Genomic DNA, 22,997 nt, shown 5'->3' with positions numbered 1-22,997 from the left:
TTTTTTGAATTTTATTGAGCACTTGAACATGCTCTGATCTATACATCATTGAACTCAAATCCAGATAGGACAAATGGTGGGTTAATATATCACTCGGATCGTTATAAATACTGCAAAATCGATCAGCCTCAGACCTTAAATTGCTTAGTTGGAGCAGCCATTTCGATATGAGGCGCGGAACACCACAAAATTACCTCAGGGCAATAAATTCGTAAATTTTGCAGTCGCTGAATTTGCGCAACGTCGGATATACTTGATTATGGCCGTGCTTCCGGCGGCATTGCATCCTGAGGATGTGCGACCGCAGGGTTCTCGTTCGCTTCTCCTCGATCACGCATCTGTCGCGCCGCGTCCGCCGCCGCCTTGTCGGCGGCGGCCTTGAGCGCGGCGGCGCGGGCGCGGTCCATCTCGATCCGGGCGCGGCGGCGCTGGCGCTCGACCTGGTCGGCCTCGGTCAGCTCGATCGTGTCCAGCTCGCGCTGGAGCACGAAGGCCGCCAGCCCGTTCGACAGGGCGCCGACGTCGAGCACGCGCTCGGGCGCCGCGAGGGACCCGGTGAAGCCGAGCTGGACGGCCGGGGGGCCGGCATTCCAGCCGCGGGGGACCGGGCCGCCGGACAGGAGCCCGCGGGCGTCGAGCCGGCCGCCGCGCAGGTCGTAGCCGAGGGTGCCGGACCAGCGGGCGGCCCCGAAATCGAGGTCGAGGGGGCCGGCTCTCAGGACCCCGCCCACGAGGGTGACCGGGCTGCTCGCCGGCGCCTTCGCCTGGGCGCCGGCCTTGCCGAGTTCCTCGGCCACCAGGGCCTGCAGCCGGCCTTCGCGGAGGGGGTCGTCGATCTCCACCGCCCGGGCGAGCGCGCGGCCGAGGGAGGCCGGGTCGGCCCCCGGGACGCTCAGGTCCTTGAGGGTGAGGCTGCCGCTGCCGGACAGGTTGTCGGCGAGGCCCGGGGCGGTCTCGGCCGTGGTGACGAAGCGCGCGGACGCGGTCAGGCGCCCGCCGATCGGGCCGCCGGCCAGGGCGGAGAGGGCCACGTCGTCGAGGGCGCCCTCGCCGGTGACCGACGCCTCGGCGCCCCGACGGGTGAGCGTGGCCGAGCCCGCGATCCGCCCGCCTGCGAGCTTGGCCGTCAGGTTGCGCAGGGTCAGGACGCCGTCCGCGAGGCCCAGGGCCAGCCCGGCCTCCGTGGCGGCGAGGCCCCGGCCGAGGTCGAGGGTCGCGACCCGGGCCTCGAGCGCGAGGGGGGCGAGCGGCTGCGGGACCGGGCCGAAGCGGTCGGCCTTGGCCGGGTCCGGCGGCAGCAGCAGGGCCGTCGCCAGCTGCGGCACCGACAGGCGGTCGAGGCTGAGGCGGCCGCGCAGCGCCCCGCCCGGGGCCCGCTGCAGCCGGCCGCTCAGGGTCGCACCCGCGACCGTCCCGGTGGTGTCGGCGGCGCTGTCGCTGCCGTCCTTGGCGAGGACGAAGGTCAGGTCGGCCGGCCAGGCGCCCGGCGCCAGGCGCGCGGCCCCGGCCAGGGTCAGGAACGGGGCGAGGTCGGCGGTGGCGGCCCGGATCTCGCCGCCCCCCGGCAGGGCGTCGGGGCCGACCAGGATCGGCCGGGCGGTGGCGAGCTTCAGGCCGGCGAGCGTGCCGTCGACAGTCAGCGCCAGGGTGTCGGCGTCCGGCCGCTCGGCGCTCAAGTGCAGCTCGGCCGGCTGCTGCAATCCGGGGATGTCGGTGCGCCCGAACCAGGGGCCCGCCCGGGGGGCCGTGAGGGTCGCGGTGCCCCCCTCGATCCGCGTGCCGCGGCTCGCCAGGGTCAGGTCGAGGGTGCCGCCGCCGGCGCTGCCCTTGATCTGGCTGCGCAGGGCGTCGGACGCGCCGCCCTCCCGGTCCAGGGTCACGGCGAGGTCGAGGGGCGCCTCGCGCAGGAACGCGGGCAGCAGGCGGATCTCGCCGACCCAGACCCGTTCGAGCAGGCCGAGCAGCGGGGCCGCCACGGGGGCCTTCAGGCGCCCGGAGACGCGGCCGGTCCCGTCCGCGCCGATCCGGCCGGACAGCTTGGCGCTGGCGCCCGCGAGGTCCGTCACGTCCAGGCTGTCCACCACCAGGCTCGACCCGTCCGACTGGATGCTGGCCGCGATCGTGCCGTTGCCGGAGCCCGCCGGCCCGTAGCGCACGTCCTTGGCCTCCAGGGTCAGGGCGAGGTCGTGGTCGCGCAGGCTGCCGAGCGTCGTCCCGAGCGGCGGCAGGGCGGCGATGTCGATGCCGCTGGCGCGGATCTGGGCGTCGAACCGCCCGCGCGCGCCGGCTTCCGCGGCGGTGTAGCGGGCGTTGCCGGTGACGCGGGCCGGCCCCAGCGCGAGGCGCAGGTTGCGCACGGACAGGCTGGAGGCGGCCGCCGCGAGGTCGGCCGCGGCCTCGACCCGGCGCCCGTCGAGGAGCGCGGTCAGGGGCCCCTCGACGCCGAGCCGGCGCAGGTAGCGCCCGAGCGGGTCGGAATCGGCCGCGACCAGCGCCACGGGACCGGTCAGGCGCAACGGCGCCGCCTCGACCTGGCCGCTGACGGTCAGGGTCGCGTCGCCGGGTCCGGTCGCGGTCAGGCGGCGCAGCAGCAGGCCGCCCGCGCGCTCGACGGTGCCGGCGAGCGCGAGGTTCGACCATTCCTCGCCGCCCAGCACCGCGCTGCCCACCGACAGGTCGAGGTCGAGCATGGCCGGCAACCCGGCCCCGGCGCCCGGCAGGCCGCGGCCGATCAGGTTCTGGCCCTCCGGGGAGGTCAGGAAGGCGTCGAGGTCGAGCCGGCGGGCCTCCAGGGTCAGGCCGGCGCGCCATTGGCGCAGGTCGAGCCGGCCGGTGCCGCCCAGGCGCAGCGCCCGGCCGCCCGGATCGATCGCCAGCTCGACGCCCTCGAACCGGACCTGGGTGCCCCGGGCCTTGAAGCTCCCGCCGAGCGAGAACGGCAGGTATGGGCCGGCCGCCTGGGTCGGCGGCCCGACCACCAGGCGGGCCGAGCCTTCGGACTCGATGACCGCCCCGTCGGACTCGGTGGGGACGAGGCCCAGCCGGGCGTCGGCCTCAAAGCGGGGATGCGCGTCGCCGCCGCCGGCGATCTTCACGGCGAGCCGCCCGTCCGCCCCGGGGGTCCCGCTCACCGCCCGGAACGGGACGCCGCCGCTGGTGCCCTCGACCCGCCACGGCCCGACGAGCGCGGGGGTCTGCAGGTGCAGGTCCTGGACGTAGAGCTGGTCGGTCCGGCCGGTGGCCGGCACCTGGGTGGTCACCAGGAATTGCTGGACGTGCAGGTCCTCGATGGCGAAGTCGCGGGCGCGCAGGGCCTCGCCGAGATCGGGCGGGATCCGCAGGGCCTCGCTGGCCACCACCGGGAGCTTGATCTCGGCCCGGCCGATCCGCGTCTCGGTGAAGCGGAACTCCCCCTTCAGCAGCGGCGTCAGAGCGATCTCGGCCTTGACGAAGCGGGCGTCGAGGGTCGGGCGGGCCGGGTCGGCCCCGAGATGCAGGCGGTCGATCCGCAGCCGCGGCGAGGGCAGGAGCCGGACCTCGATCCGGCCGTCGGTCCGGGCCGGCACCCCGAGGGACCGGGTCAGGCCCCGGTCGACGAGCGCGCGCTGGGCCTGCCAATCGATGACGGGCGGAACGGCCAGAGCCGCGACGAGAACCAGGATGACGGCGCCCGCCAGCGCGGTCAGAAGATCACGCACGCTACCCGTTCCGCACTCGCTTCCGCGCGGGCCGGCATCATCGCGATGCCCCGCCGTCGCGTGCCCCCCTGGGCAACCTGTCACCGGCCATAGCACGATAAGTCCCGGACGGCGCCAGAGGCGGCCCGCATGGGCGATCCACCGTCGGGGCCGCTGCGCGGCGCGCCCTGTGCCGGGTCCCGGATCGGGCTCCGCTGCGCTCCACCGGTCCGGGAAAGGGGGGGAGTTGAGGGTGAATCGCGACGCCCTGTCCCGGGCGGATGCAGCGCCAGCGGAATGCGATCCGGGACCCGGCACGAAGCGCGCCGCGCCGCCGCTCCGCCCCGAACACCCTCGACGCCGTTCGCGATTTGGTCCAGGGAAGCGGAATGCAGAATGGCCCGCACGCGCAGCCCGCCGGGGACGGCGCTCAGACCTCCATCGCCGCCCGCGCCATGGGCGCCCTCCGGCGGGACGCCGCCAGCTATCTGGAAGGGCTCAACCCCGAGCAGCGCCGCGCCGTCGAGGCGACGGAGGGTCCGGTGCTGGTGCTGGCCGGGGCCGGCACCGGCAAGACCCGGGTGCTGACCACCCGGATCGCCCACCTGATCGCCACCGGCCGCGCCCGCCCGTTCGACATCCTGTCGGTGACCTTCACCAACAAGGCCGCCCGGGAGATGAAGCTCCGGATCGGCGCGCTGATCGGCCCGGCCGGCGAGGGCATGCCCTGGCTCGGCACCTTCCACGCCATCGGCACCAAGATCCTGCGCCGGCACGCCGAGCTGGTCGGGCTGAAATCGGACTTCACGATCCTCGGCACCGACGACCAGCTGCGCCTGATGAAGCAGGTGATCGCCGACCAGAACATCGACGAGAAGCGCTGGCCGGCCCGTGCGCTCGCCCACACCATCGACGGCTGGAAGAACCGCGGCCTCTCGCCCGAGCAGGTGCCGCCGGGCGAGGCCGCGTCCTTCGCGTTCGGCAAGGGCGGCGCGCTCTACACCGCCTACCAGGCCCGGCTCGCGACGCTGAACGCCGTCGATTTCGGCGATCTTTTGCTGCTCTGCCTCAAGCTCTGGCGCGAGAACCCGGACATCCTCGCCAATTACCAGGACCGGTTCCGCTACATCCTGGTGGACGAGTACCAAGACACCAACGTTGCCCAGTACCTGTGGCTGCGGCTGCTCGCGCAATCACGAAAAAACATCGCGTGCGTGGGCGACGACGACCAGTCGATCTACGGCTGGCGGGGCGCCGAGGTCGACAACATCCTGCGGTTCGAGCACGATTTTCCGGGCGCCGTGGTGGTGCGGCTGGAGCGCAACTACCGCTCCACCGGGCACATCCTGGCCGCCGCCTCGGGGCTGATCGCCAAGAACGAGAGCCGGCTCGGCAAGACCCTGCGCACCGAGGACGAGCCGGGCGAGCGCGTCACCGTGACCGGCGCCTGGGATTCCGAGGAGGAGGCGCGCCAGCTCGCCGAATCGATCGAATCCCTGCAATCTAAGCAGCACCCCCTGTCGGAGATCGCCGTGCTGGTGCGGATCTCGGCGCAGATGCGCGAGATCGAGGACCGGTTCGTCCAGCTCGGGCTGCCCTACCGGGTGGTCGGCGGCCCGCGCTTCTACGAGCGGGCCGAGATCCGCGACGCGCTGGCCTACCTGCGCGTCACCATGAACGTCAGCGACGACCTCGCCTTCGAGCGGATCGTGAACACGCCCAAGCGCGGTCTCGGCGACGCGACCCTGCAGCAGCTCCACACCTTCGGCCGGGCCAACCGCCTGCCGCTGCGGATCGCCGCCCAGCGCCTGTGCGAGACCGACGAGCTCAAGCCCCGGGTCCGGGCCACCCTGCGGGCGCTCACCGAGAGTTTTTCGCGGTGGGCCCGGCTGGTGGAGACCCAGCCGCACAGCGAGGTCGCCCAGACCATCCTGGAGGAATCCGGCTACACCGAGATGTGGCAGAAGGACCGCTCCGCCGACGCCGCCGGCCGCCTGGAGAACCTGAAGGAATTCGTCCGCTCCATGGAAGAATTCCCCGACATGGCGGCCTTCCTGGAGCACGTCTCCCTGGTGATGGAAGCCTCCGAGGCCGAGGGCGCCGAGCGGGTGTCGCTCATGACGCTCCACGCCGCCAAGGGCCTGGAATTCGACACCGTGTTCCTGCCCGGCTGGGAGGACGGCCTGTTCCCCAACCAGCGGGCGCTCGACGAGAGCGGCCGGGCCGGCCTCGAAGAAGAGCGCCGCCTCGCCCATGTCGGCCTCACCCGGGCGCGCAAGCGCGCGAAGCTGTCGTTTGCGGTCAACCGGCGGATCCACGGCCTGTGGTCCTCCACCATCCCGTCCCGGTTCATCGACGAGTTGCCGGAATCGGCGGTCGACGTGGTCGAGGCCCCCGCGCATTTCTCGGCCGGCGCCTCGCGGTTCGACCGCAACCCGACGCCGTTCGGATCGAGCTACGGCACGCCCGGCTGGCAGCGCGCCCAGGCCAACACCGCGGCCGGCGCCGGGAACCGGTCCGGCTTCGGCAGCGCGCCCGGCGGACGGTCCGGCGGCCCGCGCCAGATCGAGGGCGAATTGATCGCCAAGTCGAGCGGTACGCCGTCCGCGTTCCAGGACGGCCAGCGGGTCTTCCACATGAAGTTCGGCCCCGGGACCATCGCGGGCGTGGACGGCAACAAGCTCACCGTCGACTTCGACAAGGCCGGCCGGAAGATGGTCCTCGACAGCTTCATCCAGGCTGGAACGAGCTAGTCCCGCCGGCCGAGCCCGGACGTTCGGCTCGGCCGGCTTCACCCATGCTGGCCTGCGCATTCCCGCATCGCAGCCCGGATCCTTCTCGGCGGCAGGAGACGTCGCAGCGCGGCAGACGCGCGCTCTCCCTCCCCTCCTCTGCGGGCTTTTTCATTCACACATCGGCTTGCGAAAGCCGCGACGCGCCCCCTCTCCCGTGCGGGAGAGGGTTGGGGTGAGGGATGCGACCTCTCCGGAAAGACCTGATCCCTCACCCTGTCCCTCTCCCGCACGGGAGAGGGGACCCGAGCCTTCAACGGCTCACGGAACAACCACAAACCCGTGTCGTCCGTGGCCACTCGGAAGAGGAGGGCGCCGTCCACCGGGCGATCTGTGAAGAGAGCGCGGTCGTGCCGGATGCCGCGCCCGCCTGGATCCCCGGTCATCGGCCTGATGCAGTCCTGCCAGCACCGCGGCTTTTCGCGCGCCGCGGCACCGACCGTCACCCCCTGGTCACACCCCCCGAGCAAACGTCCCGTGCGAATCGCGTTGGTGCGCCGCTTGCACTGCGTATTCGACCCCGGGCGAGGCGGCGTGACGCTCTCCACAGGCGAATAGCACGGGGCGGAACCTTCGGCATGGCGCCGGAATTAGTTTCGGAATAGAGTAAGTCCGGGAGCACAAAGGTAAACGGCAGTTCATCGACAGATCCAGGTTGGCAAGTCCCGTTGGAGTGTTGATCCATGAAGCGACGCCGCACACGACTTGAACTGGTTGAAGACCGCACGCCCCGTGTTCACCGCACCCGCTTCGACGAAGAACGCAACCTCAGTCCGATCCAACCGCTCACCGACCGCCAGGCCGAATATCTCGACGCCCTGGCCAGCTCCGCCCAGGTGATCGTCCTCGGGCCCGCCGGTACCGGCAAGACCTACATCGCCGGGACCCGCGCCGCCGACCAGCTCCGCCAGCGCCGCATCTCCAAGGTCGTGATCACCCGCCCGAACGTGCCCTCGGGCCGCTCGCTCGGCTTCTTCCCCGGCACCCTGGAGGAGAAGATCGCCCCCTGGGTCGCCCCGCTGACCGAGGCCATGAAGGAGCGGATGGGCCAGGCCGCCTTCGAGATCGCGCTCAAGACCGGCGACATCGAGATCGTGCCGTTCGAGGTGATGCGCGGGCGCACCTTCAAGAACTGCCTGGTGATCCTCGACGAGGCGCAGAACACCACCACCGCCGAGATCAAGATGTTCCTGACCCGGATCGGCGACGACTGCCAGGTCATCATCAACGGCGACGTCTCTCAGACCGACCTGCGCGAGACCTCGGGCCTGCGCACGGTGATGCACCTGATCAAGAGCCGGATGATGCCGATCCCGGTGGTGGAGTTCACCCGCGACGACATCGTCCGCTCCGGGATCTGCGCCGAATGGGTGAAGGCGTTCGAGGAAACGAATCTCTAACCCAGAAGTTGATGGCGGCGGGTCCTCGCGGGCCCGCCGTGCCCTCACCGGCACGAGACGGCTCTCCGAACCTCCCGTCCGGGAGGATGAACCGGGCGCCATGCCCGGAGATCAGAACATTGGAGTCTCCTCGTGAGGAAACTGACTTTCGCCTTCGCGGTTCTCGCCTCGATCGGCGGCGCCGCTCTCGTCCAGCCGGCCAGCGCCGCCCCCGGCCTGCCCTCGGGGATCTCCGCACCTGAAACCGTCACGCAGGTCCGCATGCACCCGGTGGAGCGGCGGATGATGCACCGGCGCATGGAGCGCCGGATGATGCACCGGCACATGCACCGCAAGATGATGCATCGCCGGATGATGCGCCGCATGTGATCGCGATGGGCGGGGCCTTCGGGCCCCGCTTTCATGTCCGGCGCGCGTTCGCGTCGGGAACGCGTTTCCGGCGTTGCTCCGCACCCCGCGGATTCCTATCTCGTCACCTGAGAATCGCGCAGTCAGGCGGCCGATGCGGCAGCCGGCCGATCCGGGAGACCACGATGCCCCCCTCGAACCGACTGTTCGACGACCTCGCCCGCCTGATGACCGACGCGGCCGGCGCCGCCCAGGGCGTGCGCCGCGAGGCCGAGACCGTGGTCAAGGCCCAGGCCGAGCGCCTCGTGCGCGACCTCGACATCGCCTCCCGCGAGGAACTCGACGTGCTGCGCGACCTCGTGACCAACCTGCGGGCCCAGAACGACGCGCTCACCGCCCGGGTGGCCGCCCTCGAGGCCAAATCCGGCACCGCCGCGGCCGGCGCGGCGGGGCTCAGCGAGGCGATCTGAGTCCGCACGGCAACGCTTCAGGCTTTTGCACAGGAAGCGCAGCCGACGATTTCGTTTCCTGTTCACCGAGCGTGACCTGCACTTTGTGTCGCGAGTCACGGCCGGTCTATAGTCGGGCATAGGGTGATTCGACGGCCGCCGGGCGATGTCCGCAGCGCTTTGACAGTCGATCGCGTCACCCCCGGCCCGTCTCCGACGGTCGTAGCAAGTTCTCGGAGTGTTCTCACACTCCTTCTCGCGTCCCCGTCACGTCGGGCTGGATCGATTCCGGGCCGTCCTTTTGGATCGTCATGCCGCTTCTCCACGTCGACTTCCACGACCCTGACCGGAACGAGCATCCGCTCGACGTCGTCGAGCGTCTGGCGTCCCTGCGCGACTGGATCTTCGACCGGGCCGAGACCGACGAGATGTCGATCACCAGCCCCGGCCGGTGGACCGACTACCATGTGGCGTTCACCTGGATCGAGGATGTCGAGGCCCTGCACGTGGCCTGCGCCTTCGACCTCAAGGTGCCGGAGCGGCAGCGGACCGAGGTGCTGCGCCTGATCGCGATGATCAACGAGCAGCTCTGGATCGGTCATTTCGACCTGTGGTCGAGCGACAGCGTGGTGATGTTCCGGCACGCGCTGCTGCTGGCGGGCGGCGCGGTGCCGACCCACCCGCAATGCTCCACCATGATGAAGACCGCCGTGGATGCCTGCGAGCGCTACTTCCAGGCGTTCCAGTTCGTGCTCTGGGCCGGCAAGAGCGCCCGCGAGGCGCTGGACGCCGTGCTGTTCGAGACCGAAGGCGAGGCGTGACGGCCGCCCCCGACGCCGCGCGGATGCCGCCGTCCCTGGTCCTGGCCGGGGCCGGCAAGATGGGCGGCGCGATGCTGGCGGGCTGGCTCGATTCCGGCCTCGATCCTCATGCCACCACCATCGTCGATCCGGTGCCGTCCCGCGAGATCGCGGACCTGTGCAGCGCCCGCGGGATCCGGCTGAACCCGGCGGAGGCCGAGCCCGGCGCCGTGCTGGTGCTGGCGATCAAGCCTCAGGGCCTGGAGGCGGCGGCGCCCGGCCTCGACCGGCTGGTCGGCCGCGACACGCTGCTGGTGTCGATCCTGGCGGGCAAGACCGTCGCGGACCTGCGCGCCCGGCTGCCCCGGGCCCGGGCCGTGGTGCGGGCCATGCCGAACCTCCCGGCCAGCATCGGCCGGGGCGCCACCGGCGCCTGCGCGAGCCCGGAGGTGACGCCGGCCCAGCGCGACGCGGCCGACGCGCTGTTCTCCGCCAACGGCGCGGTGGCGTGGCTCGCCGACGAGGCGCAGATCGACGCCGTGACCGCCGTGTCCGGCTCCGGGCCGGCCTACGTCTTCCTGCTGGCCGAGACCCTGGCCGAGGCCGGGATCGCCGCCGGGCTCGATCCGGACGTGGCTCGGACCCTGGCGCGGGCCACGGTCTCGGGGGCCGGGGCGCTCCTCGAAGCCAGCCCGGCCGAGGCCGCCGAGCTGCGCCGCAACGTCACCTCCCCGGGCGGCACCACGGCCGCGGCCCTCGACGTGCTGATGCGGCCGGACGGCCTGGCGCCGCTGATGCGCGAGGCCGTGGCGGCGGCCCGGCGCCGGGCCGCCGAGCTCGCCGGCTGACATCCGTGCGGCATCGCCGCGCGACGGCCCTGCCCATCGCCGCCGCCATCCCTAGATAGGGGCTCGACGACCGACAGGAGCGGGCGACAGACCCATGACCGAGACCAGAGCCCCGTCGAAGCGTACCCGCAAGGGCGCGAGCATCCCGCAGGATGGCGCGGCCCCGGACCAGGCCGGCCCGGCCGGCCCGGCGCCGGAGACCCAGGCGCATTCCGAATCTTCGCCGAAGCTGTCGCCCCGCGAGGCCGCGGTCGAGGCGCTGATGCGGCTCGCGGCCGAGCAGCCCTGGAACGACATCGAGATCGGCGACATCGCCCGCGAGGCGGGCCTGACGCTTGCGGAGCTGCGCGACCTGTTCCCCTCGAAGGGCGCGGTGCTCGGCGGCCTGACCCGGATCATCGACCGCAAGGTCCTGGAGGGCGACAGCGCCGGCCTCGAGGAGGAGCCGACCCGCGAGCGGCTGTTCGACGTGCTGATGCGCCGGCTCGACGCGATGACCCCCTACAAGCCGGCGCTGCGCCGGATCGCCTACGCGCTGCGCGGCGAGCCGCTGTCGATGCTGGCGCTCAACAGCGTGATGCTGAACTCGCACCGCTACATGCTGGCGGCGGCTGGGATCGACACCGAGGGGCCGCTGGGCCAGTTCAAGCTCCAGGGCGTGGTGATCGCGTTCGCCCGCGTCACCCGGGTCTGGCTCGACGACGAGGATCCCGCGCTCGCTCGGACGATGGCCAAGCTCGACAAGGAGATCCGCAACGGCGAGCGCCTCATGGAGCGCGCCGAGGATGCCCGACGGCTGACCGCGCCGTTGCGCGCGCTCGGCCGGTCCCTCCTCGACCGCCGCCCCCGGAGCCGGCGCGAGCCGGACGGCGACGAGACGGATCCCGCGGCGGCGATCTGACCGTTCGAATCGGGTGCCGCCTTCGGCGCCTGCGTCATCCCACCCCCGCCCCTCATCCTGCGCAAGGGGGAGGGGAAAAGCGCCTTCCTTCCAGAACCTTGGGGTTCGGGAGAGACGGGTGAATCCCGCAGCCCGAACGGAAGAGAGGATCTGAGCCGGATCCCTGCGGCCGGGTTGCCCGGCCCGATGCGGGGATCCGCAAGCGCCCCATCCTGGGGCGCCCGGCGACCGAAAAGCGCCCCGCCTCAGGCCGCCTGGATGTCCCGCAGGAAGCCGTCGACCTCCTGGCGGACCTTCTGGGACTGGCTGGCCAGCTGGGACGCCGCGTGCAGCACCTGCGTGGCGGCGCTGCCGGTCTCCCCGGAGGAGGCCAGCACCTGGGCGACGTTCGACGAGACGTCGCGGGTGCCGCGGGCGGCCTCGCCGGCGTTGCGCGAGATCTCGCTGGTCGCCGCGGTCTGCTGCACCACCGTGGAGGCGATCGCGCCGCTGATCTCGTTCACCGCCGTGATCGTGCGGGCGATCTGCTCGATCGCGGCGGCCGCCTGATGGGTGGCCGCCTGGATCGCCGCGATCTGGCCGCCGATCTCCTCGGTGGCCTTGGCGGTCTGGCCGGCCAGCTCCTTCACCTCCGAGGCCACGACGGCGAATCCCCGGCCCGCATCGCCGGCCCGCGCCGCCTCGATCGTGGCGTTCAAGGCCAGCAGGTTGGTCTGCCCGGCGATCCCCGAGATCGTCGTCACCGCCGCACCGATCTGCTCGGAGGCGAGCCGCAGGCTGGCCATGGCGGTGTTGGTGGCCTCGGCCTCGTGGGCCGCGTGGCCCGCAACCTCGTTCGAGCGGATCACCTGCCGCTCGATCTCCTGCAGCGACGCGACCATCTGCTCGGCGGCGGCCGCCACGGTCTGGACGTTGGTGGAGGCCTGCTCGGCGGCGGCGCTGGAGGCCACCGCCTGGGTGTTGGTGTCGTCGGCGACCTGGGTCATCGAGCGCGCCGTGGCATCGAGTTCCGTGGCGGCCCCGGTGACGACCTCGAGCGAGGCGGCGACGTTCTGCTGGAAGGCGCGGACCAGCTGGTCGACCCGCTCGGCCCGGCTCAGGCGGGTCGCCTGCTCGGCGGCCTGGGCGGCCTCCAGGTCGGCGCGGGCTATGGCGTTCTGCCGGAACACGTCCACCGCCTTGGCCATCTCGGCCATCTCGTCCCTGGCCCTCGGCGCCGGAACCTCGACAGCGGTGTCGCCCTCGGCGAGGCGCTTCATCGCGTCGGTCATGGCGGTGACCGGCCGGATGACGCTGCGGGCGATCAGGAAGGCCAGAAGACCACCGACCCCCACGGTCAGGCCGACCAGGCCGATCTGCCCCCGCTGAGCGCTCGCCACCGCGGCCGACGTCGTCGCCGAAATCTCGGCGACCTGGGACATCACCCTCGTGCGCGCCGTCTCGGCGTGCTGTTCGATCTTGTCGGTTTGCGACTTGATGCCAAGCTCGAAGGTCGCTTTGACGTTGCTCGCCGCGTCGTCATAGGCAGTAACGGTGCCGGCATAGGTATCCAGCGCTTTGGCGATGGCCGTGACCATCGGCATGAGTGTTGCGCCGCCCGTCTCGAACGCCCGCAAGGCGGCGCGGGTCTGCTCGACAGCCTCCGCGAAGACGCCCCGATCCTCCGGACGCAGTCTGATCGTGAGGCGCGCGGCGGCGAGCCGGGTCCGCAGCACGGCGTTCTCGACCGCCTGAACCCGATAGATCAATGCGTCGTCGCCACGGCCGCGCGCCTCGGCGATCAGTGCGTCGGCGAAGCGCGTGAGCTGATCCCCGCCCGCAAACATGGCGGTTCTGGTTTCGGTCAACGTCGAGCCGGCCGCCGCGAGTCGCTCCAGTCCCGGCTTCAGGGCCCGCGCCTCGTCGCGGATCTCACCGTAGATCCTGCGCCGCTCTTCACTCGGGGTCGCCACGAGGTGGTTGATGCTCGCGGCCTCGATCGCCTGGCGCATCTGCTCGATCGCGGCGACCTGCGCGGGATCCGACTCGAAGCGGTACTTCTCTGCGGCGCCGGTCAGGCGGAGGGCGAGGTTGCTGATCGCGAGGATCGACCGCGAACCTTGGTCCAGACGAGAGCGCGCGTCGTAATACCCATCGATCGTGCTCTGCTGATGAAGCGAGAAGGCACCTATGCCGGCAGCGATCAGCACAAGCATCGCAAAGCCGGCGTAGAGCCGGTGGCGGATTCCCAAGGTCACAGGCGTACAACTTTCATTGATGCGTACCATCGATGGGCACGGCACCCATAAAAATCGGTCGAATGACATTCATGTGTCAAGATTAATTCGTAAATCATGAGAATAATTAAAAGATAAATTATCAAAATCTGATACTGGCGGGCCAATCATGCTTTGTGATGCGCCCCACATTCTCCAAATGCATGTTCACCGCGTTCGAGATTTGATAAAAGAAAAATCATTATCTTTCTGATCCGGGTTCTTTCCGAAACGAGATGAAACTTATCGATACATTGGGAACAGCGAGCTGAATTATCTGGTCTCCAAATGCATAGCCAGGAAACTTTATGGGCCAGGTGTCGGCGATAAGCAGACGAACCAGGATGGCACGGGGTCAGCTTTTCGTGGTGACGACCGGTGCATCGCCGGCGCGCTCCCCGGGATCCGGGGGTACGGCACCCGCCCCGGACGACATCCCGGCGCGCGGAATGGTGAGCGATTCGACGTGCGGCGGAACCTCCCGACATCCACGCCGCGCCAGGTCAGGCAACAAGTCTCGGGGGTACCGGACTCGCGAATCGGCCGGCGGGATACAGGCCCGTCAGGCCGCGCGGTTGGCCAGCGCCTCGCGCATCAGGCTCGCGACCATCCCGTCCTGGAACTGCTCGCGCTGGATGAACAGGGCGTCCGGAACCAGCACCGAGGCTTCCTGCGGCGGCGGGTCGAACGGATCGCTGGACAGGACGATGCGCAGGCCCGGGCGCAGGGCCCGCGCCTCGACCGCGAGCTGCGCGCAGCACAGGCCGCCGCCCTGCAGGGCCGCATCCACCACCATCACGTCCACGGGCAGCCCGAGGGCCAGCACCGTCATGGCGTCGACGCCCCGGTCGCAGGCGGTCACCTGATAGCCCAGCATCCGGATCTCGGTGGAGATCTCGTCGCGCCAGCGCTTGTGGCGGCCGACGACCAGCACCTGGATCCGGTAGCAGACGCCCTGGGGCAGCCTGCCGGAGGCCGTCTCGACGTCGGTTGTGGGCATCGTCCGCACTCGACCTCGCTCTGGCATTGCGATGCACCATGCTATGCCGGGAACCAAGCCTCGCGCAAGTCTGCCGCCGCGAAGACGCCGCATTCGGCGGCGGCACTGCCCAAAGCGCATGCAGCCTCACAGTTGAGCAGCACACGTGCTGAGGCCGCCGACGCGGCCCGCCGCCCCACGCGGCGGCGGCGTACGGTTGACGGCCCCGGGGTCGCGCGGGCAACACCGGGCCGCCGCGGGACGCCCCGCGCGCTGCCGGAGCTTTGAGTCGATGTCGTCCGCGAAATCCCCGCCCGTCTCTCCGCTGGCGCCGCGCGCGGTGCCGGAGCTGCCGCCGCTCCCGGGCGTGCGGATCGCCACCGCCCAGGCCGGCATCCGCTACAGCGGCCGGACCGACGTGCTCTACGTCGACCTCGCCGCCGGAACCCGCGCGGCCGGGGTGTTCACCCGCTCGAAATGCCCGTCGGCACCGGTGGATTGGTGCCGCGAGGCCCTGGCCCACGGCCCGGCCCGGGCGCTGGTGGTCAATTCGGGCAACGCCAACGCGTTCACGGGCCGGCTCGGCCGGGAGGCGGTGGCCAAGACCGTCCAGATCGCCGCGCAGGCGGCCGGCTGCGGCGACCGGGAGGTCTACGTCGCCTCCACGGGTGTGATCGGCGAGCCGCTGCCGGCCGAGCGCTTCGAGGGCGTGCTGGCCGACTGCGCCGCCCGGGCCACGGACGGCCCGGCCGCCTGGGCCGAGGCGGCCCGGGCGATCATGACCACCGACACCTTCCCCAAGCTCGCGACCCGCACCGCCGAGATCGACGGCGTGCGCGTCACCATCAGCGGCATCGCCAAGGGCGCCGGCATGATCGCCCCCGACATGGCGACCATGCTGGCCTTCGTGTTCACCGACGCCGCCCTGCCCCAGGCCGCCCTCCAGGCGCTGCTGAGCGCGGGCACCAAGACCAGCTTCAACTGCGTGACGGTGGACGGCGACACCTCGACCTCCGACACCCTGCTGCTGTTCTCCACCGCCCAGGCCGGCAACGCCGAGATCGCCGACGCGGCCGACCCGCGTCTGGCCGGCTTCAAGGCGGCGCTCGACGGCCTGCTGATCGAACTGGCCCAGCTCGTCGCCAAGGACGGCGAGGGCGCGCGCAAGTTCGTCACCGTGCGGGTCACGGGCGCCGAGAGCGACGCCTCCGCGCACAAGATCGCCATGTCGATCGCCAACTCGCCGCTGGTGAAGACCGCGGTGGCCGGCGAGGACGCCAATTGGGGCCGGGTGGTGATGGCGGTGGGCAAGGCCGGCGAGCCCGCCGACCGGGACCGGCTCGCGATCTGGTTCGGCGACGTGCGCGTGGCCGTCCAGGGCGCCCGCGACCCGGATTACAGCGAGGACGCCGCCAGCGCGGTGATGCGCGAGCCGGAGATCGGCATCCGGGTCGATCTCGGGTTGGGCGAGGGCCAGGCCCGCGTCTGGACCTGCGACCTGACCAAGGCCTACATCGAGATCAACGGGGATTACCGCTCGTGAGGGCCGGCCTCGCCGGCCTTCTCCTGCTCGCCCTGCTGCCCGCCCGGGCGCACGCCGACGATGACGCGTGCAAGCGCCGCATCAGCGTCGTCGGGCATGCCGCGGAGGCGCGGGCGCCGGACTTCGCCGAGGTCACGGTCGGGATCGAGGCCCGGGGCGCGACCCCGGCGGCCGCCCTCGACGCGGCCTCGAAGGCGGTGGCCGGCGTCTCGGCGCAGGCGCGGGCGCTCGGCGTGACGCCCGCCGACATCGGCACCGCCGCGGTGACGCTCCAGGCCGGCGCGCGCTCCGTGACCCGGCCGGGCGGCCTCGTCACCGAGGAGCCCGACGGCTACCGCGCCGGCAACACCGTGACCGTGCGCCTCGCCGACATGGACCGCCTCGGCGACCTGCTGCGCCAGGCGCTCGATGCGGGCGCGAACCGGATCGACGGGGTGAGTTTTGGCCTGCGCGATCCGGACAAGGCCGAGGCGGCGCTCCAGGTCGCCGCCGCGCGCGATGCCCGGACCCGGGCCGAGGCCCTGGCCGAGGCGCTCGGCGCCAAGCTCGGGCCGGTCTGCGTGCTCACCACCGCGGGGGGCGCGGTCCCGCCGCCGCCGGTCTTCAGCCGGGCGCTGGCGGCGCCGATGGCGGCCAAGGGCCGGCGCGTCCCGATCGAGGCCGGCACGATCCAGCTCTCCTCCGAGGTCTCGGCCACCTTCGCGGTGGCGCCGTGAGCGGGCCCGGGACGCCCGCCCTGCGCCTGTTGCTGGTGGTCGCGGTGGCGCTGGTCGACGTCGACGGCCGGATCCTGGTGAGCGAGCGCCCGGCGGGCAAGCAGCTCGCCGGCCTGTGGGAGTTCCCCGGCGGCAAGGTCGAGGCCGGCGAGCGCCCGGAGGAGACCCTGATCCGGGAGCTGTCCGAGGAACTCGGCATCCGGGTCGAGGAGCCGTGCCTGGCGCCCCTGACCTTCGCCAGCCACGCCTATCCGGACTTCCACCTGCTGATGCCGCTCTACGTCTGCCGGCGCTGGTCGGGCACCCCGCGCCCGATGGAGGGCCAGGCGCTCAAATGGGTCCGCCCGAAGGCCCTGCGCGATCTCGCCATGCCCCCGGCCGACACGCCGCTGATCCCGTTCCTGGTGGAGCTGCTGGGGAGCTGAGGCGGGCTCGGGATGGAGGGCTATCGCCGTCCTTGCACACCGCAAAGCGGTGACGGCGCGGGATAGCCGGTCCGTACAGGGCACGCGCCTCCTCCCCCTCTGCGGGCTACTGGCTACACAGATTTGCGGAGACCCGGCGCCGGGACTGGGCGCGGGTCCCCTCTCCCGGGCGGGCTACTGGATTCACCCATCGGGCTGGGCGACACGCGGGCAGGTGAGGCGCAGGTCCCCTCTCCCGTGCGGGAGAGGGACAGGGTGAGGGATGCGACCTCTCCGGATAAACCTGGTCCCTCACCCCAGCCCTCTCCCGCACGGGAGAGGGGGCGCGTCGAGCCTCGCTCAACGCGTTGTGTGAACATCGTAGCCCGCACGGGAGAGGGGCACGTCGCGCCGCTTCGTCGGCGGCGGTGTTCAACGGAGATATGTGAATCCTCGTAGCCCGCGAGGGGGGAAGGGAGAGGCGGGCGTGTCGGGTTGCCGTCTTCATCCGCCGACGGGGTGCGGAGTGGCGAACATGCCGCCACTCCGGGCCTATCGGGGCGCCGACATCCAAATCCTCACAGCGCCAGAATCCCCTCCACCACCTCCTGCACGGCGAGGGCTTCGGCGAGGGTGGCGAGGGGGTGGGGTTCGCCGCGGGTCATGCGGGCGACGCCGTCGAGCTGGCGGCGCAGCGCGATCGGGCGGGCCTCCGCGTTGGGCATCGCGTCGGGGGCCGGGACGAAGCTCCCGTCCGCGGCGCGGCGCTCGGCGATAGCCCAGTCGCGCAGGCGGATCGCGCCGGCATCGCCCTCGAGCGTCCAGGTGTTGCGGTCGTCCTCCGCGACCCCACCGACCTGTCCGGCGAGCGTGACCGGGACGTCGCCCGCGGTGAGCGTCACGTCGATCGCCCGCTCGGAGCGGCCGGGCTCCGGGAACGCGACCGTGCCGGAAAGCCCGTGGAGCGGCCCGCACAGGCGGTGGCTGAGGAACAGGAAGTGCGAGACCACTTCGCGGGTGAAGCCGCCCTCGGCCCGGGCGTCGAGCCAGCGCGCCGCGTCGGCCTGCCAGGGGCGCGGCCAGCGGGCGAAGTCCACCGCGATGGTGAGCCGCCGGGGCGTCCCGACCGCGCCGTCGGCGATCCAGCGCTGCAGCGCCGCCACGCCGGGCGAGGAGGCGAACGGGAAGTTCACCGCCCCGGCCGCCCCGGCGGACGCCACGAAGGCGCGGGCCTCGGCGAGGTCGATGGCCAGGGGCTTCTCGCAGAACACGGTCCGGCCGGCGGCGAGCGCGGCCCGGGCGTAGCCGAGATGCGAGGCCGGCGGCGAGGCGACGTACACGCAGGCGCTGGCCGCCACGACCGCGGCGGAATCGGCGACCTGCGGCACCGCCGGGAAGGCGGCGCCGACCCGGGCCAGGGCCTCCGGCGACGGATCCCACAGGGCGGCGACCCGCACCGGCGCATCCGGCGCCCCGTGGAGGGCGGCGATCAGGCGCTCGCCCATGATGCCGGCGCCGATGATCCCGAGGGCGAGCGGCGCGTCGGTCGTGGTCATTCCTGGTCCCTGTGCTGGTGACGGCGCCCGGTCAGATCCGGCCCTGCCGGGCGTCGAGGCTGAACGGGCCGGCCCCGAAGGCCGCGACCTGAAGCAAGCCGCCCGCCACGGCGAGGTTCTTCAGGAAATGGAACATCTGGTTCGGGTCGGCCAGCGCCGTGTGGAAGGTGAGCGCGGTGGCCACCGCGAACCCGGCGAGCCCGAGGGCGACGAGCCGGGTCCGGTAGCCGAGGATCAGCAGCAGGCCGCCCACGACCTCCACCAGCGCCGCCACCGCAAAAGAAACCTCCGGCAGCGGCAGGCCGGCGGCCCGGATGGTGGCGAGCGTCGCCTCCGGGGCGGCGAGCTTGCCGATTCCGCTCACCAGGAACAGGGCGCTCATCAGGATCCGGCCGGTCACCGGCAGGAGGGCGGCGGCGGGGGCGGCGGCGATCGGGGAGGCCATGGCGATACTCCGTTTTCGAGGTGGGGACGTTCGCGCGGATCAGGCCGCGCCCGGTCGGGCGAGGCCGCGGATCCAGTCCGCCGCGAGGCCGACATCGGCCTGCGACAGGCCGTGGCCGACCGGCACGACCCGGTGCGCGACCGCGGCGCCGGCGGCTTCGAGCTGCCCGGCGAGACGGCGCGCGTTCTCGGCCGGGACGATCGGGTCCATCGCCCCGGAGAGCATCAAGACCGGCTTGCCCGCCAGGTCGGCGGCGGGCGGCTCGGAGAGCGGCACCATCGGGCGGATCAGCACGGCGCCGGCCAGCACCGCCGGGTCCAGCATCAGCAGCGCGGCGGCGATGTTGGCGCCGTTGGAGAAGCCCAGCGCCACGGGGGCGGCGATCCCGTAGCGCTTCCGCGCCGTGGCCACTAAGGCGGCGAGTTCCGCGGTGCGGCGGCGCAGGTCGGCCTCGTCGAACACGCCTTCGGCCAGGCGCCGGAAGAACCGCGGCATGCCGTTCTCCGTCACCGCCCCGCGGGGCGACAGCAGGGCGGCGCCCGGCGCCACGATCCGGCCGAGCGGCAGGAGGTCGTGCTCGTTGCCGCCGGTCCCGTGCAGCAGCAGCAGCGGGGGCGCGGCGGCGGCGCCGGGCTCGAATAGGTGGATCAGGCTGAAAGCGTCCTGGGTCATGGCGACCTCGCTGGTGGCATGGTTTGCGCCCCCGCCCCGTTCGTCCAGGGCGGGGGCATCGGTTCAGGCGACCTTCGGCAGCACCGCCTCGATCTGGGCCCGGTGGGGCTCCAGCCCGGCGGGTAGCTTGAGGGCGGCGCCGAGGGACTCCGCCGGCTCGTCGACCGTGAAGCCGGGGGCGTCGGTGGCGATCTCGAACAGCACGCCGCCGGGCTCGCGGAAGTAGACCGACCGGAAGTACTGGCGGTCCCGCTGCTCGGTGACCTGGAGGCCGAGCCCGGCGAGTTTGTCCGCCATCGCGGCCTGGGCGGCGTCGTCGGCCGCCCGGAACGCGATGTGGTGGACCGAGCCCGCACCCTGCCGGCCGGGCAGGAAGCCGCCCACCGCCCGAAGGGTCACGAAGCCGCCCAGCGCCGCGCTGCCGGCGAACCGGATCAGGTTGCCCTCGCGGGCCTCCTCGCGCAGGCCCAGCACCTCCGTGAGGATCGCGGCCGTGGCCTCGGCCGTCTCCAGCAGGAGCGTCACCCCGTGCAGGCCGCGGATCGCGTGCTCGGCCGGGACCTCGGCCGAGGCCCAGGCGGGCTCCGCCTCCGCGCCGTCGACGCCCACCAGCGCCAGCATCATCCCGTCGGGATCGCGGAACCGCAGGGTCGGCGCGCCGAACACCTGGACCAGCGGCTCGTGGGCGACCCCCTTCTCGATCAGCCGGTGGGTCCACCAGCCGATCGAGCCCCGGGGCACCCGGAACGCGGTCTCCTGGGTCTCGCCGATCCCGACCCGGCCGGGGGCCGCGTGCGCGATCGGAAAGAAGGTCAGGATCGTGCCGGGCTGCCCGGACGCGTCGCCGTAATACAGGTGGTAGGTGCCCGGATCGTCGAAGTTGACGGTCTTCTTCACCAGCCGCTGCCCGAGCACGCGGGTGTGGAAGTCGAGGTTGCGCATTGCCGGGCCGGAAAAGGCCGTGACGTGGTGGAGGCCGGACTGCACCATGACGCTGTCTCCCGAGAAGCCGCCGCGGATGCCGCGGGGCGTTTGCGATGACGGCAATCTGGCCCTTGCCAACGGATCCGAAAATAGAAACGCTGGAAACCCATCGTTTCCGGAATGCAACCCATGCGGCTCCCCGATTTCGAGGCCTGGGCGGTCTTCGCCAAGGTGGTGGAGGTGGGCTCGTTCGGCCGGGCCGCCGCGGATCTCGGCCTGTCGAAGGGCACCGTCTCGAAGGCGGTGGGCCGGCTGGAGGCCCGGATCGGCGCGCGGCTGTTCAACCGCACCTCGCGCAAGCTCGCCCTCACGGAGGCCGGCCACGCCGCCAAGGCCGGCGCCGCGCGGATCCTGGCGGAGGGCGAGGCCGCGGAGGCGCTGGCCGTGGCGGGCGCCGCGGAGCCGCGCGGCCTGGTCCGCCTCGCGGCCCCGATGACCTTCGGGGTGATGCATGTCGCGCCGCGGCTGCCCGATTTCCTGCGCCAGCACCCGGCGGTCTCGGTGGACCTGCACCTGTCCGACGCGGTGGTGGACCTCGTGGGCGGCGGCTTCGATATCGGGCTGCGGATCGCGGCGCTGCCGGATTCCTCCCTGCGGGCCCGGCGGCTCTGCGCGATCCGGCGCTCGCTGGTGGCGACGCCCGCCTATCTCGACCGGCACGGGCGGCCCGGACATCCGGACGACCTCGCCCGCCACGCCTGCCTGGGCTACGCCTACCTGCCGACCCCCGACCGCTGGCGGTTCGTCGACGCGGCCGGCGTGGAGGCCGTGATCGTGCCCGGCGGACAGCTGCGCGCCAACAACGCCGAGGCGCTGGCCCCGGCGCTCCGGGCCGGGCTCGGCCTCGCCCTGCAGCCGGACTTCATGATCTGGGACGACCTGGAGGCCGGGCGGCTCGAGCGGGTCCTGCCCGGCTGGTCGCCGCCGCCGATCGCGCTCCACCTCGTGACGCCCCCCGGCGACCCGCGGCCGGCCCGGATCAGCGCGCTGCTGGGCTATCTCGGGCAGACGCTCGCCCAGGCGCCCTGGGCCGGCCCGGCGCCGGGATAGGGCCGCCGCCACGGGCGGCGTGAGCGGACATCGAAGGCGTGCGCGGGCTGAAACCCTAACCTGCGTGAGTGCCGGTCAGCCAAGAGCACAGGACAAGAGCACCGGACCATCGCGGCCCGACTATGTCCCTACGGTTGCTACACTTTGAATGACTTTATACAAAACTTCTTGACTCGCACGAGTGTATCTGGCGAAATCAAATCGCTTGATGACCCGACCTTTCCAGGGATGGCCGGGGCCGAAACCGATCGACGCGCGTCCGCCCGCGTCCGGCATCCGCTCCAACCGCGTGCCCGGCTTGTGCCCTCGAGCCCCGTCCGTTCGAGGCCCCGATGCTGACCGCGGTTCCCTCTCGCTCCGTGCCTGACCGCCTGCGCCACAAGACCGTGGCCGCGGCCGTCGCGGAATCCCTGCGCCAGAGGATCCTGACCGGCGAGTTCCCGGCCGGCACGCAGCTGCGCCAGGACGCGCTGGCGGAGGAGTTCGGGATCAGCCGGATCCCGATCCGCGAGGCGCTGCTGCAGCTCGAAGCCACCGGCCTGATCAAGATCATGCCGCATCGCGGGGCCGTGGTCTCGGGCCTGTCGGTGGAGGAGGTCGAGGACATCTTCGCCCTGCGCGTCCGGCTCGAACCCGAGCTGCTGGCCCTCTCGGCGCCGCGCCTCAACGCGCAGGACCTCCAGGGCCTGCGCGACCTCACCGAGGAATACGGCGCCGCCCTGGAGGCCGGCGAGATCCTGCTCTGGGGCGAGTTGAACCGGCGCTTCCATCTCGACCTGCTGCGGCATGCCGGGCGCCCGCGCTCGCTGACCATCGTGGCCAGCCTGCTGCAGGATTGCGACCGCCCGACCCGGCTGCAGCTCTCGGCCTCCGGGGACGTCGCCCGCGCCGACCGGGAGCACCGGGAGATCCTCGCCCTGTGCGAGGCCGGCCAATTCGACGCGGCCGCCGACCACCTGCGCCGCCACATCGAGTTCGCCGCGCAATCCCTGATCGCGATCTACCGGCGCGCCCTCACGCCGTAAGGCGGCAGGCCGGGATCACCGGGGCCGCCTTACGGGCCGGCCGTCGGTCGAGCCGGATCGTCGAGCGCGATGCGCGGACGAAGACGCCTCCTGAAATGGATCACCCGCCCGGCAAGGTCGGCGCGGCGCCTTGGTTTCCAAGGCTGTCGCGAC

The 22,997-nt window shown here is 72.1% G+C and carries 19 protein-coding genes; 12 read left to right on the top strand and 7 right to left on the bottom strand.

Annotated elements, in window-relative coordinates:
- Nucleotides 1–257: 257 nt before the first annotated feature.
- Nucleotides 258–3,698, bottom strand: coding sequence for an AsmA family protein (locus MFF40_RS23400; protein ID WP_238262432.1), 3,441 nt, complete (start codon nt 3,696–3,698; stop codon nt 258–260).
- A gap of 368 nt (nt 3,699–4,066) precedes the next feature.
- Between MFF40_RS23400 and MFF40_RS23395 the strand changes: the two genes are divergently transcribed.
- The 7 genes from MFF40_RS23395 to MFF40_RS23365 all read left to right on the top strand — a co-directional run bounded on the left by MFF40_RS23395 (nt 4,067) and on the right by MFF40_RS23365 (nt 11,215).
- The gene (locus MFF40_RS23395) at nt 4,067–6,430 is read left to right on the top strand and encodes an ATP-dependent helicase (RefSeq protein WP_147898762.1); all 2,364 of its coding nucleotides are present in this window, start codon (nt 4,067–4,069) and stop codon (nt 6,428–6,430) included.
- 722 nt (nt 6,431–7,152) lie between these two features.
- Nucleotides 7,153–7,869, top strand: a complete 717-nt coding sequence (locus tag MFF40_RS23390; protein ID WP_147856747.1) for a PhoH family protein — start codon at nt 7,153–7,155, stop codon at nt 7,867–7,869.
- A gap of 132 nt (nt 7,870–8,001) precedes the next feature.
- Nucleotides 8,002–8,238 carry a hypothetical protein gene (locus MFF40_RS23385; protein WP_147856748.1) on the top strand — a complete coding sequence of 79 codons (237 nt, stop codon included), beginning with the start codon at nt 8,002–8,004 and terminating at the stop codon, nt 8,236–8,238.
- Nucleotides 8,239–8,402: 164 nt separating this feature from the next.
- Nucleotides 8,403–8,687, top strand: coding sequence for an accessory factor UbiK family protein (locus tag MFF40_RS23380; RefSeq protein ID WP_147856749.1), 285 nt, complete (start codon nt 8,403–8,405; stop codon nt 8,685–8,687).
- A 290-nt stretch (nt 8,688–8,977) separates the two neighbouring features.
- Entirely contained in the window at nt 8,978–9,487 is a 510-nt protein-coding gene (locus MFF40_RS23375; RefSeq protein WP_147856750.1) for a type III secretion system chaperone family protein, read from the top strand.
- Complete coding sequence (gene proC / locus MFF40_RS23370) at nt 9,484–10,314, top strand: pyrroline-5-carboxylate reductase (protein ID WP_378997454.1); 831 nt, start codon at nt 9,484–9,486, stop codon at nt 10,312–10,314. Before MFF40_RS23375 ends, proC begins: the two co-directional genes overlap by 4 nt.
- A 94-nt stretch (nt 10,315–10,408) precedes the next feature.
- The gene (locus MFF40_RS23365) at nt 10,409–11,215 is read left to right on the top strand and encodes a TetR/AcrR family transcriptional regulator (RefSeq protein WP_238262430.1); all 807 of its coding nucleotides are present in this window, start codon (nt 10,409–10,411) and stop codon (nt 11,213–11,215) included.
- 245 nt (nt 11,216–11,460) lie between these two features.
- Here the strand turns inward: MFF40_RS23365 and MFF40_RS23360 are convergent, their stop codons facing one another.
- On the bottom strand, nt 11,461–13,410 hold the full coding sequence (locus tag MFF40_RS23360; protein ID WP_415623869.1) for a methyl-accepting chemotaxis protein: 1,950 nt from the start codon (nt 13,408–13,410) through the stop codon (nt 11,461–11,463).
- A 622-nt stretch (nt 13,411–14,032) separates the two neighbouring features.
- Nucleotides 14,033–14,470 carry a response regulator gene (locus tag MFF40_RS23355; RefSeq protein WP_147856417.1) on the bottom strand — a complete coding sequence of 146 codons (438 nt, stop codon included), beginning with the start codon at nt 14,468–14,470 and terminating at the stop codon, nt 14,033–14,035.
- A 271-nt stretch (nt 14,471–14,741) separates the two neighbouring features.
- On the opposite strand from MFF40_RS23355, the gene argJ reads away from it, so the two are divergent.
- The 3 genes from argJ to MFF40_RS23340 are packed head-to-tail and all read left to right on the top strand — an operon-like array spanning nt 14,742 to nt 17,133.
- Entirely contained in the window at nt 14,742–15,992 is a 1,251-nt protein-coding gene (gene argJ / locus MFF40_RS23350; RefSeq protein WP_238262426.1) for a bifunctional glutamate N-acetyltransferase/amino-acid acetyltransferase ArgJ, read from the top strand.
- Nucleotides 15,989–16,708: an SIMPL domain-containing protein gene (locus MFF40_RS23345; protein WP_238262423.1), complete on the top strand. Its 720-nt coding sequence runs from the start codon at nt 15,989–15,991 to the stop codon at nt 16,706–16,708. Before argJ ends, MFF40_RS23345 begins: the two co-directional genes overlap by 4 nt.
- Nucleotides 16,705–17,133, top strand: coding sequence for a (deoxy)nucleoside triphosphate pyrophosphohydrolase (locus MFF40_RS23340; RefSeq protein WP_147857802.1), 429 nt, complete (start codon nt 16,705–16,707; stop codon nt 17,131–17,133). The genes MFF40_RS23345 and MFF40_RS23340 overlap by 4 nt, the downstream gene beginning before the upstream one ends.
- Before the next feature lie 557 nt (nt 17,134–17,690).
- Here the strand turns inward: MFF40_RS23340 and MFF40_RS23335 are convergent.
- From MFF40_RS23335 to MFF40_RS23320, 4 genes are all read right to left on the bottom strand, one after another.
- The gene (locus MFF40_RS23335; RefSeq protein ID WP_238262421.1) at nt 17,691–18,668 is read right to left on the bottom strand and encodes a Gfo/Idh/MocA family protein; all 978 of its coding nucleotides are present in this window, start codon (nt 18,666–18,668) and stop codon (nt 17,691–17,693) included.
- Between the two features lie 31 nt (nt 18,669–18,699).
- On the bottom strand, nt 18,700–19,113 hold the full coding sequence (locus MFF40_RS23330; protein WP_238262419.1) for a DoxX family protein: 414 nt from the start codon (nt 19,111–19,113) through the stop codon (nt 18,700–18,702).
- Nucleotides 19,114–19,152: 39 nt separating this feature from the next.
- The gene (locus MFF40_RS23325; RefSeq protein WP_238262416.1) at nt 19,153–19,785 is read right to left on the bottom strand and encodes an alpha/beta hydrolase; all 633 of its coding nucleotides are present in this window, start codon (nt 19,783–19,785) and stop codon (nt 19,153–19,155) included.
- Between the two features lie 63 nt (nt 19,786–19,848).
- Nucleotides 19,849–20,775: a ring-cleaving dioxygenase gene (locus MFF40_RS23320; RefSeq protein ID WP_238262414.1), complete on the bottom strand. Its 927-nt coding sequence runs from the start codon at nt 20,773–20,775 to the stop codon at nt 19,849–19,851.
- Between the two features lie 123 nt (nt 20,776–20,898).
- Here MFF40_RS23320 and MFF40_RS23315 point away from each other — a divergent pair, with 123 nt between their 5' ends.
- Nucleotides 20,899–21,819, top strand: coding sequence for a LysR family transcriptional regulator (locus MFF40_RS23315; RefSeq protein ID WP_147898733.1), 921 nt, complete (start codon nt 20,899–20,901; stop codon nt 21,817–21,819).
- 332 nt (nt 21,820–22,151) lie between these two features.
- Nucleotides 22,152–22,844 (top strand): GntR family transcriptional regulator, encoded by a 693-nt coding sequence (locus tag MFF40_RS23310; RefSeq protein WP_147857353.1) that lies wholly within the window; start codon nt 22,152–22,154, stop codon nt 22,842–22,844.
- The last annotated feature ends 153 nt before the right edge of the window (nt 22,845–22,997 follow it).

The sequence above is a fragment of the Methylobacterium mesophilicum genome, from assembly GCF_022179445.1.
GTDB classification, from domain to species: domain Bacteria; phylum Pseudomonadota; class Alphaproteobacteria; order Rhizobiales; family Beijerinckiaceae; genus Methylobacterium; species Methylobacterium mesophilicum.
The sequence above is the reverse complement of the archived record's forward strand: the minus strand, read 5'-3'. Positions and strand labels throughout refer to the sequence as shown.

What these genes read in the sequence shown, in the direction of transcription:
- MFF40_RS23395 (WP_147898762.1), top strand. Translation starts at nt 4,067, where the DNA reads ATGCAGAATGGCCCGCACGCGCAGCCCGCCGGGGACGGCGCTCAGACC.
- MFF40_RS23390 (WP_147856747.1), top strand. Translation starts at nt 7,153, where the DNA reads ATGAAGCGACGCCGCACACGACTTGAACTGGTTGAAGACCGCACGCCC.
- MFF40_RS23380 (WP_147856749.1), top strand. Translation starts at nt 8,403, where the DNA reads ATGCCCCCCTCGAACCGACTGTTCGACGACCTCGCCCGCCTGATGACC.
- MFF40_RS23375 (WP_147856750.1), top strand. Translation starts at nt 8,978, where the DNA reads ATGCCGCTTCTCCACGTCGACTTCCACGACCCTGACCGGAACGAGCAT.
- MFF40_RS23365 (WP_238262430.1), top strand. Translation starts at nt 10,409, where the DNA reads ATGACCGAGACCAGAGCCCCGTCGAAGCGTACCCGCAAGGGCGCGAGC.
- MFF40_RS23360 (WP_415623869.1), bottom strand. Translation starts at nt 13,410, where the DNA reads ATGCTTGTGCTGATCGCTGCCGGCATAGGTGCCTTCTCGCTTCATCAG.
- MFF40_RS23355 (WP_147856417.1), bottom strand. Translation starts at nt 14,470, where the DNA reads ATGCCCACAACCGACGTCGAGACGGCCTCCGGCAGGCTGCCCCAGGGC.
- argJ (WP_238262426.1), top strand. Translation starts at nt 14,742, where the DNA reads ATGTCGTCCGCGAAATCCCCGCCCGTCTCTCCGCTGGCGCCGCGCGCG.
- MFF40_RS23335 (WP_238262421.1), bottom strand. Translation starts at nt 18,668, where the DNA reads ATGACCACGACCGACGCGCCGCTCGCCCTCGGGATCATCGGCGCCGGC.
- MFF40_RS23330 (WP_238262419.1), bottom strand. Translation starts at nt 19,113, where the DNA reads ATGGCCTCCCCGATCGCCGCCGCCCCCGCCGCCGCCCTCCTGCCGGTG.
- MFF40_RS23325 (WP_238262416.1), bottom strand. Translation starts at nt 19,785, where the DNA reads ATGACCCAGGACGCTTTCAGCCTGATCCACCTATTCGAGCCCGGCGCC.
- MFF40_RS23320 (WP_238262414.1), bottom strand. Translation starts at nt 20,775, where the DNA reads ATGGTGCAGTCCGGCCTCCACCACGTCACGGCCTTTTCCGGCCCGGCA.
- MFF40_RS23315 (WP_147898733.1), top strand. Translation starts at nt 20,899, where the DNA reads ATGCGGCTCCCCGATTTCGAGGCCTGGGCGGTCTTCGCCAAGGTGGTG.
- MFF40_RS23310 (WP_147857353.1), top strand. Translation starts at nt 22,152, where the DNA reads ATGCTGACCGCGGTTCCCTCTCGCTCCGTGCCTGACCGCCTGCGCCAC.